The 11547-nt window shown below is 36.3% G+C and carries 13 protein-coding genes; 7 read left to right on the top strand and 6 right to left on the bottom strand.

The genetic code is table 11. The annotated features are described in order from the left end of the window. The coding region (locus tag ABIQ28_RS15765) for a glycosyltransferase (RefSeq protein WP_348039047.1) at positions 1-369 on the top strand (369 nt) is incomplete at its 5' end. On the opposite strand, the gene ABIQ28_RS15760 is transcribed toward ABIQ28_RS15765, so the two are convergent. Beyond that, on the bottom strand, positions 343-1386 hold the full coding sequence (locus tag ABIQ28_RS15760) for an ATP-binding protein (protein ID WP_348039045.1): 1044 nt from the start codon (positions 1384-1386) through the stop codon (positions 343-345). The genes ABIQ28_RS15765 and ABIQ28_RS15760 overlap by 27 nt on opposite strands. Continuing rightward, positions 1386-2069 (bottom strand): response regulator transcription factor, encoded by a 684-nt coding sequence (locus ABIQ28_RS15755; RefSeq protein WP_348039043.1) that lies wholly within the window; start codon positions 2067-2069, stop codon positions 1386-1388. Before ABIQ28_RS15755 ends, ABIQ28_RS15760 begins: the two co-directional genes overlap by 1 nt. A gap of 194 nt (positions 2070-2263) precedes the next feature. Between ABIQ28_RS15755 and ABIQ28_RS15750 the strand changes: the two genes are divergently transcribed. From ABIQ28_RS15750 to ABIQ28_RS15740, 3 genes are all read left to right on the top strand, one after another. Beyond that, a complete protein-coding gene (locus tag ABIQ28_RS15750) occupies positions 2264-2602 on the top strand; it encodes a T9SS type A sorting domain-containing protein (RefSeq protein WP_348039041.1) in 339 nt (112 codons plus the stop codon). A gap of 104 nt (positions 2603-2706) precedes the next feature. Continuing rightward, positions 2707-3477, top strand: a complete 771-nt coding sequence (locus ABIQ28_RS15745) for a T9SS type A sorting domain-containing protein (protein WP_348039039.1) — start codon at positions 2707-2709, stop codon at positions 3475-3477. A 75-nt stretch (positions 3478-3552) separates the two neighbouring features. Then, on the top strand, positions 3553-4533 hold the full coding sequence (locus ABIQ28_RS15740) for an acyl transferase (RefSeq protein ID WP_348039037.1): 981 nt from the start codon (positions 3553-3555) through the stop codon (positions 4531-4533). 285 nt (positions 4534-4818) lie between these two features. Here ABIQ28_RS15740 and tyrS read toward each other — a convergent pair whose 3' ends face one another. Then, entirely contained in the window at positions 4819-6129 is a 1311-nt protein-coding gene (gene tyrS, locus ABIQ28_RS15735; protein ID WP_348039035.1) for a tyrosine--tRNA ligase, read from the bottom strand. A 92-nt stretch (positions 6130-6221) separates the two neighbouring features. On the opposite strand from tyrS, the gene ABIQ28_RS15730 reads away from it, so the two are divergent. Further along, the gene (locus ABIQ28_RS15730; protein ID WP_348039033.1) at positions 6222-7247 is read left to right on the top strand and encodes an NAD-dependent epimerase/dehydratase family protein; all 1026 of its coding nucleotides are present in this window, start codon (positions 6222-6224) and stop codon (positions 7245-7247) included. On the opposite strand, the gene ABIQ28_RS15725 is transcribed toward ABIQ28_RS15730, so the two are convergent. The 3 genes from ABIQ28_RS15725 to ABIQ28_RS15715 form a co-directional block, all read right to left on the bottom strand. Further along, on the bottom strand, positions 7244-7675 hold the full coding sequence (locus ABIQ28_RS15725) for a DUF4296 domain-containing protein (protein ID WP_348039031.1): 432 nt from the start codon (positions 7673-7675) through the stop codon (positions 7244-7246). The two genes, ABIQ28_RS15730 and ABIQ28_RS15725, sit on opposite strands and share 4 nt — an antisense overlap. Continuing rightward, the gene (locus ABIQ28_RS15720) at positions 7672-9018 is read right to left on the bottom strand and encodes a dihydroorotase (protein WP_348039029.1); all 1347 of its coding nucleotides are present in this window, start codon (positions 9016-9018) and stop codon (positions 7672-7674) included. The genes ABIQ28_RS15725 and ABIQ28_RS15720 overlap by 4 nt, the downstream gene beginning before the upstream one ends. Before the next feature lie 270 nt (positions 9019-9288). Continuing rightward, positions 9289-10011 (bottom strand): polyprenol monophosphomannose synthase, encoded by a 723-nt coding sequence (locus ABIQ28_RS15715; protein WP_348039027.1) that lies wholly within the window; start codon positions 10009-10011, stop codon positions 9289-9291. Positions 10012-10098: 87 nt separating this feature from the next. On the opposite strand from ABIQ28_RS15715, the gene ABIQ28_RS15710 reads away from it, so the two are divergent. Then, on the top strand, positions 10099-10752 hold the full coding sequence (locus ABIQ28_RS15710) for a DUF4271 domain-containing protein (RefSeq protein ID WP_348039025.1): 654 nt from the start codon (positions 10099-10101) through the stop codon (positions 10750-10752). 15 nt (positions 10753-10767) lie between these two features. Further along, positions 10768-11517: a uroporphyrinogen-III synthase gene (locus ABIQ28_RS15705; protein WP_348039023.1), complete on the top strand. Its 750-nt coding sequence runs from the start codon at positions 10768-10770 to the stop codon at positions 11515-11517. The last annotated feature ends 30 nt before the right edge of the window (positions 11518-11547 follow it).

Below are 11547 nucleotides of genomic sequence, written 5' to 3'. Positions count from 1 at the left end.
GTAAAAGGCATTATAGAAGAAGAGCAAACCGTCCATACCTCTGGAAATATGACCATCTATAATTTTATGACCAGTGAACTGTTGGAAAAATCCATAAATTCAAGTGAACTGATCGTGGCGCGATCGGGATATACCACCATCATGGATTTGGCGAAATTAGGCAAAAAAGCGTTTTTCATTCCGACGCCGGGACAATTCGAGCAGGAATATTTAGCCCAAGAAATGGCGGAAAACAATTTAGCACCGAGTTGTGATCAAGATGCTTTCAGATTAGAAAAACTAACCAATATTTCGAAATTTAAAGGCTTGGAAACGATAGCCTACGAAACTGATTTCAAGCAATTATTTAAGCTTTTCGAGCGTGAATGAAAACTCACTGCCGACGCTCAATTCACTTTCTACATAAATTTTTTCATCGTGCGCTTCAATAATGTGCTTTACAATCGACAATCCCAATCCAGAGCCACCTTCTTTTCGCGAACCGCTTTTATCAATTCTATAAAAACGTTCAAAAAGTCGTGGAATATTAGCTTTTGCAATCCCCTCACCATTATCTGTAACCCGCACAATAACCTTATTTTTTATCAGATTTTCGATACTGATTTCGGTGGTACCTTTAATTCTTCCGTACTTAATAGAATTGACCACCAGATTAGTCAACACCTGACGGATGCGTTCCTTATCGGCCGAAACCATAATCGGGTTGGGATAATTCATGTCGAAGGTCAGTGTGATTTTTTTCTTTGCTGATTTCATTTCGAGCAAATCAAAGACGCCTTCCACCAATTCTACAATATCAAAAGGCTCAATGCTAAGACTTAAATCGCCCACTTCGAGCTTTGTAATCATATCAAGGTCTTGGACAATATAAATTAAACGCTCCACACCTTTGTTGGCGCGTTCAAGATATTTACTCCTGATTTTCTCATCGTCCATAGCACCATCCAGCAAGGTTAAGACATAGCCTTGCACGGTGAATAATGGTGTTTTCAATTCGTGTGAAATATTGCCCAAAAATTCCTTGCGATACTCCTCCCGGACCTTCAGCGTTTCAATTTCGAGTTTCTTATCCCTAGCAAATTTGTCAATTTCCTGAGTCAGCGTAGCCATATCCGTAGTTATGGGATGTTTTCGTAAAGATGCAGATTCCAAAAGTGTCAAATCGTCATAGATTTTTTTGACACGACTATAGATAAATCGTTCTACACGATATTGGATAATAAAAAATGAAATGGCGTAGGTAATCAGAAAAAAACCTAGTAGCGCCCAAAAATTAAAAGTATTGGTAAGAACTAAAAAAATAGCAAAGCATACCGTTAAAAGCGATGTAATGTATAAGGTAGTTTTTCGGGCAAACTTATAGGACTTTTTCGTTCTTTCCTTCATTAGTCAACAAATTTATAGCCTACTCCTTTGACAGTTTTGAAGCAATCGTCGCCGATTTTTTCACGTAATTTCCGGATATGAACATCAATCGTACGTCCTCCGACAACAACTTCATTGCCCCATACTTTATCTAAAATTTCTTCGCGTTTAAATACTTTATTAGGCTTGGTTGCTAACAAAGCTAATAATTCAAACTCTTTTTTTGGCAAAACAATTTCGACACCATGGTGCGAAATCTTGTATTCTTCTCTATTAATGACTAATTCGCCAATCTCAAAAATGCCTTCTGAAGACTCGTCCTCTTTTAAACGTCTCAGCAACGCTTTAACCTTACTGGTCAACACCTTTGGCTTTATCGGTTTTGTAATATAGTCATCAGCTCCAGCATCAAAACCTGCCATTTGTGAATAATCCTCTCCACGTGCAGTTAAGAACGTAATAATCGTATTGCTAAGCTCAGGAATTTTTCGAATTTGCTCACAGGCCTCAATGCCATCCATTTCAGGCATCATGACATCCAATATAATTAAATGTGGGCGTTCTTTCTTGGCTTTCTTTATGGCTTTCAAACCATTTTCGGCGGTAATGACTTGATAGCCTTCTGCAGAAAGATTATACCCAATAATCTCTAATATGTCCGGTTCATCATCAACTAACAGAATTTTTATATTATTATTCTTCATGGGTATCGTTCAAAAATTTTATAGGGTAAAGATAATACTATTAGCATCCAATTGGTAATAGCAAGGGATTGATAACATTAACATAACGTGCAGAAAACAATCATTTAACCTTTTGTCGGAAAATATAATTGTTTAACCAATTTTTGGAACGACATTTGCAATAATTCACTATATTTAATAAAAGATTTCATTTGATGAAAAACTACTTTTACATTCTTTTTTTAATAATTGGCCTTGGTTTTGGCGCAACGAGTTATGCGCAAACAGATCCTTCGAAAACTTCGGCATCACCTCAGGATGGAATCAATGATTTATCAATATATCCAAATCCTGTGAGCAATGGTAAAATTTACATTACAACCTTACAAAACTTAACCAAAGACATTCAGATTTATGATGTTTTAGGTAAAAATGTGCTTTCCACGTCTCTGTTTGGAAAAGAATTGAACATTTCCAAATTGACTCCTGGCATCTATATCTTGAAGATTAAGGAAGGTAATAGTTCATCTACCAGAAAATTGGTGGTAAGATAATTCGGATCTTACAACACAACCCGAAAGCTTTCAACTTATTCATTTACAATTACATAAACTCTTTCAATATACCTATATTTGTGTGAAAACGAAATTCACAAATTATGGGAAAAATATATCTTCTATTTAGTTTGATTTCTTTTTTGAAGGTAAACTCCTTTTCCCTAGGAAAGGAAAATTTCATAAACAATACGGCAACAGGAACTTATGGCGATGGTTATTTTGTAGGAAATAATACTATTACTTGGAGCTTTGTACACGCTAGAGATGCGGGCTCTTTTCCCATTAATGAAAAGGGAATCATTCTCAGAAGAGGCTTAGAACCTAGCCGTCTTTCAGCAACATTTTCAGGTGGTATTAGCAACTTTTCTGTTAATACCAGAAAAGCTTTTAGAGGAAATACGAAACGCAAACTCGAATTGGTCATTAATGGCCAAATTATTGCTTCGCATGAACCTAATTTTAAAGAGGGCGAAGACACAACAGTCATTCCATTTGTTGTGAATGACATCAACCTACCTGGAGAAATCACGCTCATGCTCAGACTTTATGGCGCCACAGGAAATCAACAAATCACTCTTGATGATCTGGAATGGGAAGGTTTTACTGAAAGCTTATCCATAACAGCACCAGTTCAAAATGAACATACCATCAAACTATTTCCAAACCCAACATCCACAGGATTTGTAAAAATATCATCGGCCAATCCAAGCATCATGATCGTTGAAATTTTTGATGTTTTAGGTAAATCAGTGAACAAACTGACAAGCTTACAAAATGATGTTTTAGACGTTTCTACTTTAAAAAACGGCATTTATATCCTGAAAATCATTCAAGAAGAAGCGACGATAACTAAGAAATTAATTATTGAATAAATCCTCTTTTGAAAATAAAGGAAAAGCGTTATCTTATTTGGGTAACGCTTTTTATATTTTATATATTTTTGCGCTATGATTACGATGGATACTATTTTCAATATTCAAACTCCAACTGAGTTTGAAGCAGCAAGCTTAGAGGTTTTCAAATTTCAGTTTGAGAACAATCGTGTGTATCGTTCATTTTGCGATTTGCTATACATTCATCCAAGTGACGTGAAATGCATTCAGGAAATCCCGTTTCTTCCCATTCAGTTTTTTAAATCTCATGAGATTGTCAGCAACAAACATCCGGTGGAGCAGGTTTTCACAAGTTCAGGAACTACGGGCGATTTGACCAGCAAACATCTGGTAACCGATATCAAAGTTTACGAAGAGAGTTTTAGGCGTGCTTTTACCCACTTCTACGGCACTGTTGAAGATCATGTTGTTTTAGCACTATTGCCTTCCTATCTGGAACGCGAAGGCTCTTCATTGATCTATATGGTCGACGATTTGATTAAACAATCCCATCAGCCTGAAAGCGGGTTTTACCTCCACAATCTTTCAGAGTTAAAAGATATCTTGATTAAATTGGATGCTGAGGGCAAAAAAGTATTGCTTATTGGCGTATCCTTTGCGCTTTTGGATTTGGTTGAATCGTATCAGTTTCAACTTAAAAACACCATCATTATGGAAACTGGCGGCATGAAAGGCAAACGCAAGGAATTGGTAAGAGACGAACTTCATGACCTCCTAAAACAAGGTTTTGGTGTAAAAACCATTCATAGCGAATATGGCATGACCGAATTATTAAGTCAAGCCTATTCCAAAGGCCTTGGCATCTTTGAATGTCCTAAATGGATGCAAATACTTACCAGAGATACGGAAGACGCCTTGACTATCCTTCCTAATAATAAAACAGGCGGCATCAATGTGATCGATTTGGCAAACTTCAATTCCTGTGCTTTTATCGCTACTCAAGACCTTGGAAAGGTACTGCCAGACAACCGTTTTGAGATCATTGGTCGCTTTGACAATTCTGACATTAGAGGCTGCAATTTAATGGTATTATAAATCTTTGTTAAAGTCCAAAATCACTGTAATCAATCTGAATTAAATACGACTATCCTTATGTTATAAAAAACTGACATTTTGGGAAACCGAAAAAAAAGTATTCTATAATTGAAAATTGAGTTTTTAAGTTGATTGGTTGTTTTTTTAGCGCCTGAGTGAAGTTTACTTCCTCAGGCGTTTTTCATTATTAGATATGCCATAGACCCAAAAAATCCCGCTGGGTAGCGGGATTTTTAAATAAATTTTAGCTTTGTAAATTCATCCAAAGAATGAAAGAAATTCAAACTAAGAATTTACTTTAATAATGTAAGTGTTTTTCTTTCCTTTATTAAGAATGATATATTTATCATTGATTAAATCAGAAGCAGATAACACATAATCTTCGGCAACTTTTTCTTTGTTCACTGAAATTGAATTCTCTTTTAACGCGCGACGTGCTTCGCCATTAGAACTTAAGAAATTGGTTTTTGCTGCAAGTGCTGCAATCATATCAACACCTTCATCAAATTCTGCTTTAGAGATTTCTTCTAAAGGCACACCTTCAAAAACATCCAAAAACGTGGTTTCATCCAAGGTTCTGATATCGTGCTTAAAGCTGTCGCTAAATAAAATATTTGAAGCTCTTTCGGCATTTTCAAAATCTTCTTGAGAATGCACAAACGTAGTCACTTCTTGTGCCAATCGTTTTTGTAATATTCTTAAGTGTGGCGCTTCTTGATGTGCAATAATTAACTGCTCGATAATTTCTCTACTCAAAAATGTAAATATTTTGATGTATCTGCTCGCATCTTCATCACTCGTATTCAACCAAAATTGGTAGAATTTATATACGGATGTTTTATCGGCGTCCAACCAAATATTTCCACCTTCACTTTTCCCGAATTTAGAACCGTCTGCTTTAGTAATCAACGGACAGGTCATCGCGAAGGCTTTTGCTTCTTCACCAACATTCATACGTCTTACCAACTCCGTTCCTGTGGTAATATTTCCCCATTGATCACTTCCGCCCATTTGCAAAAGAACATTATGATGTTTGTGCAAATGGTAAAAATCATAGCCTTGAATCAATTGGTAGGTAAATTCAGTAAATGACATACCAACGTTGCCTTCTTCACCAGAAAAACGTTTTTTAACGGAATCCTTGGACATCATATAATTGACCGTGATACGCTTACCAACATCTCTCGCGAAATCGATGAACGTAAAATCCTTCATCCAATCATAGTTATTCACTAAAACTGGTGCGTTTTTAGCTTTAGAATCAAAATCCAAAAACCGAGATAACACGGATTTTATTCCGGCGACATTCTTCGCTAAAGACTCTTCATTGAGCAAATTGCGCTCATCACTTTTACCTGAAGGGTCACCAATCATTCCTGTGGCGCCACCAACCAAAGCCATCGGTTTGTGTCCGACTTTCTCAAGATGCACCAGTAAAATAATAGGCACTAAACTCCCAATATGCAACGAATCTGAGGTAGGATCAAAGCCTATATACGCCGTAGTCATTTCTTTACTAAGTTGCTCTTCAGTTCCGGGCATGATATCGTGGACCATCCCTCTCCAACGTAAATCTTCTACAAATGCGTTTTTCATGAGTTTTGAAATTAATTTTATAAATTTTGTGCAAAGATAAACATCAATGGAGAATTAGGTCTTAATATCTAATAATTCTTTATTTTAGGCCTATGATATTAGTCACAGGAGGTACAGGTTTAGTGGGTTCACATTTACTCTATAAGTTATTGCAAACCAACGATAAGGTCAGAGCAATTTACAGAAGAGAACACAAGTTAGAGTTGGTTAAGAAAGTCTTTTCGTACTACACTGACGACTCAGAATCGCTTTACGAAAAAATCGAGTGGGTAAATGCTGACATTACTGACGTTCCCTCATTGGTAGAGGCTTTTAAAAATGTGGACTATGTGTACCATTGCGCGGCCTTTGTGAGTTTCGAACCTGACAAATACCACCAATTACGCAAAATCAATATTGAAGGCACTGCAAATGTGGTCAATTTATGCGTCGCACATAAGGTAAAAAAACTGTGTTATATCAGCTCAATTGCAGCCATTGGCCATCATCAAAATCCGGAGCAACCCATTACGGAAGAGACTTATTGGAATAAAGAAGATGACAACAGCGTATATGCCATTACCAAATACGGTGCAGAAATTGAAGTTTGGAGAGGCACCCAAGAAGACGTTGACGCTGTTATTTTAAATCCGGGAATTATCATCGGCCCAGGATTTTGGAACAGTGGCGGCAGCAGTAGCCTCATCAAGAAAATACACAAGGGCATGCCCTATTACACCCATGGCGTTACAGGCTATGTAGATGTCAATGACGTTGTTGACACCATGATTTTATTGGTACAAAGCCCGATAAAAAACGACCGTTTTATTGTTGTTTCAGAAAATTTATCCTTTAAGGAATTTCAGGAGCGAACCACCACTGCATTAAATGTAAAACCAGCCACAAAAGAAGCGACACCATTTATTTTAGCAATAGGCTGGCGATTGGATTGGTTAAATCATTTCCTGACAGGGAAACGCAGACGACTCTCCAAACATGTCACTAAAAGCGCTAGAAGCATTACAAAATATGATGCTTCAAAATTGGAAAATGCTTTGGGTTTTAAATTCAAGCCTATGCAGATTTCAATTAAAGAAACCTGCCAATTATTTCTGGAAGATCAAAAGAAAACAACTTAGTTAAAAGCCTCCTTTTTAATGAGCTCGACAGGTTCCTTCAACTCCCTTTTAATTTTTTTCAAGGAATCTTCTACCTTTTCATCTTCTTCGGTTAGCTTTTCGTAAAGCTCCTTATCTTTTTCAAGATGTGCTTTCATTTTCTCTATAATATTAGTATAGACCTCCGTATCATAGGCATAATAGGTATTGCTTTTCGCAAATTGCAAACTGTCAATACCATATTTATCGTAGACATAGTCTGAAGGCATAATCCCGTTGAGTTCCAACAATTTTCTGTTAACTCCTTTTGCTGCATTAAGGATATATAAATCATACATAATGTCTGACATTTTATCCTTGGCAATCAAGTCTTTTGGTTTTTTAGGTCGATCACCGCTATTACAGCCTACCAAAGAAATCAGAATAAGGATGTAGAAAAAGTGTCTCATCGGTTAAAAGTTAATCGTTTCCCAGCTTTAACGTTCAAAAACCTGAAATTCTTATATACTAGGGAACCATTCACAAAAGTATGCGTTATGCGCGATTTGAATAAAACGTTCTCAAAAGGAGACCATCCACATTTGTATAGAATATTATACCTATTTACAGTCCATGGACTATTGATATCTACAATGACCAAATCAGCAAAATAACCTGGACGGATATAACCGCGCTTCTCAATCTGAAATAATATGGCCGGATTATGACACATTTTTTCGACAATTTTCTCCAAGCTTATTTTACCCTTATGATAGGCTTCAATCATAGCAACAAGAGCGTGCTGCACAAGCGGTCCGCCAGATGGTGCATCGGTATAAACATTTTGTTTTTCTTCTAAGGTATGTGGTGCATGATCCGTAGCAATCACATCAATACGGTCATCCAAAAGCGCTTTCCAAAGTTCATCGCGATCCTTTGCTGATTTTACTGATGGATTCCATTTGATCAAGGTTCCCTTTTTCTCATAATCTTCATCACTAAACCACAGATGATGGATACACACTTCGGCCGTAATTTTTTTATCCTTCAACGGAACTTTGTTGCTGAACAGTTTTGTTTCCTTTGCCGTAGATACATGAAAAACATGTAATCGAGCCCCGGTTTTTTTAGCTAATTCTATCGCTTTAGATGAGGATATATAACAAGCTTCAGCACTTCTGATGATAGGATGATAGGCCATTGGAATATCGTTTCCAAATTTTTGGATGTGCTCTTCAAGATTCTTTTTGATGGTGGCTTCATCTTCACAATGAACTGAAATCAACAAATCGGTACTTTTGAAAATCTTTTCTAAAACCTCGGTATTGTCCACCAACATATCGCCCGTTGAAGATCCTAAAAACAATTTCAAACCCGCTACGTTTTTGGAATCCACCTTTAATATCTCTTCCAAATTGGTGTTCGTACCACCAAACATGAAGGAATAATTGGCGTAAGAGCTTTTTGCTGCAATTTCAAATTTTTCTTCCAACTTCTCAATGGTCGTCGTTTGAGGAACCGTATTGGGCATTTCAATAAATGAAGTAATCCCACCAGCTACCGCAGCCTTAGATTCGGACTCAATGGTTGCTTTATGCGTCAAACCTGGCTCCCTAAAATGCACTTGATCATCGATAACTCCGGGGAAAACATAATTCCCTTCAATATCAATGACCAAAACATCTGACGATTTTGCACTGATCGAATCGGAAATTTCTTTAATGAATTCGCCCTCTATTAAAATATCTCCTTCAAAAATTTGTCCTTCATTAACGATTTTGGCATTTTTAATAAGTACCGTTTTTGCTTTCATGTGATTATTTCTATTGTTTTTTAACGGACACCTGCTGTTCGCAATTATTTATTCCCTTGGGTGTTAAAATCTTTAGCAAGCTCGTTTCATGTGATTATTTCTATTGTTTTTTAACGGACACCTGCTGTTCGCAATTAATTATTTCCTTGGGTGACGATTTTTTTAACATGCTCGTTTCATGTGATTGTTTCTATTGTTTTTTAATGGACACATGCTATTCGCAATTAACCATCCCCCTGGGTGTTAAATCCTTAGTATGCTCATTTCATATTATTTGCCAAATAGGCTTTTTAATTTCATATACATGACTCCAAAAATAGCTTCAGAAATGATACCGCTACTCATTTTCGACTTTCCTTTTGCTCGATCTGTAAAAATCACAGGAACTTCAACAATTTTGAAACCCTTTAAATGGGCTTTAAATTTCATTTCTATTTGAAACGCATAGCCCACAAATTTGATGGCATCCAAATTAATGGTTTCTAATACTTTCCTTCTATAACAAACAAATCCGGCTGTGGTATCCTGAATCTTCATGCGTGTCACAAGCCGCACATATTTTGAGGCAAAATAAGATAATAATATCCTATTCATTGGCCAATTCACCACATTAACACCCGTTATATATCGGGAGCCGATGGCAACGTCAGCACCTTCTTTAGCACAAGCGTGATAAAGTTTTACTAAATCATCAGGATTGTGTGAGAAATCGGCGTCCATTTCAAAAATATACTCATATTCTTTTTCCAAACACCATTTAAAACCCTCAATGTATGCCGTACCCAATCCTGTTTTGGTCTCTCGTTGGAGTAAATACAATCGATTTGGAAACTCCTTCTGTAAAAACTTTACTGTTTCAGCTGTTAAATCGGGCGAATTATCATCAACTACAAGGATATCGATAGCTTCATCTTGCGCAAAGACCGCAAAGATAATGGCTCCAATATTTTCAATTTCATTATAAGTTGGAATGATGACAATGGCGTCTTTCATCGATAAAAATTTTAGCAAAAGTAAGTTTTTTTAAAAGATTAATTTTATTGAAATGGACAGATAAAATTTTCTTTATAATTTAGCGGCATGATAAGAGAGATTATATCTTATGAATGGTTTACCATTTTTATGGTTTTGGGATTGGTTTTCATCACTACGGCCAAGGTACTATTCACCAATCGCTTTCTTGATTTCATAGGTGTTATCGGCAATTCCAAGTATTTAAAATTGTACACGAAAGATCAAAAGTTTATTGACTTTTTTGACGCTCTTCTGTTTTTCAACTTGGTCATTTCTATTTCCATTTTTACTTATTTCTCCTATCTCACACTTGAGCCATCTCAATCTTTCGAATTGGATGTTTTTTTGAAAGTTCTCCTCGGCATAACGAGCTTAGCCATCATTAAGATTTTAACCGAACGACTGGTGGGGAGTTTATTTGAAATTGATCCTTTAATTGATTCTTACCTCTTTCAAAAAACAAGTTATAAAAATTTCAGCGGCCTTGTACTTTTACTCATTAATGCGCTGTTGTTGTATACAATAAACCCTTCAAAGGAAATTCTTTTAGTAGCAATTTCGATAATGGTCCTGATTAACCTTATCGGATTCATGACTTCGTTCAAAAATCATCAAAAGGTAGTGATCAACAACATATTCTATTTTATTTTGTATCTTTGCGCACTTGAAATTGGGCCTTATCTGATTTTGTATAAAATAATTGTAGAATATAAAGCTTAAAACCATCCAAAGCCTATGAAAGTGAAAACAATTTTAGTGTCTCAACCGGAGCCTAAAATCGAAAATTCGCCTTACTTTGATCTCCAAGAAAAACAAAAAGTAAAGATTGACTTCCGCCCATTCATCCATGTTGAAGGCCTTGCAGCCAAAGATGTGAGACAGCAAAAAGTGGATTTAGCTAATTATTCTGCTATTATTCTGACCAGCAGAAACTCTGTAGATCATTTTTTTAGAGTCGCAGATGAAATGCGCTTTAAAGTGCCAGATACTTTAAAATATTTTTGTCAGAGTGAAGCGGTAGCTTTCTACCTGCAAAAATATGTGGTATATAGAAAACGTAAAATCTATGTAGGCAAGCGTAACTTCGAAGATTTGTCGCCGATGATCAAGAAATACAAAGATGAAAATTTCTTGTTGCCCACGACCGATAAACTAAACGACGACGTTCCAGAACTTCTTAACAGCTTAAACATCAAGTGGAAAGAAGCTATCTTTTACAAAACGGTTATTAGTGATTTATCTGATCTTGCTGATGTGTATTATGACATTTTAGTATTCTTCAGTCCATCAGGAATCGAATCCTTATTCCATAATTTCCCGGAGTTTAAGCAAAACAAAACACGTATTGCCGTTTTTGGTTCCACGACTGCAAAAGCTGTGGAAGATCATGGTTTGAGAGTTGATATTTTAGCGCCAACTCCTGAAACACCATCAATGACCATGGCATTGGAAAAATATATTGAAAAAGTAAATAAGGGAAAATAAAATTTCCACCAACATAAAAAAAGGCGATTC

Source organism: Gelidibacter sp., from assembly GCF_039916245.1.
Classification (GTDB): Bacteria; Bacteroidota; Bacteroidia; order Flavobacteriales; family Flavobacteriaceae; genus Gelidibacter.
The sequence above is the reverse complement of the archived record's forward strand: the minus strand, read 5'-3'. Positions and strand labels throughout refer to the sequence as shown.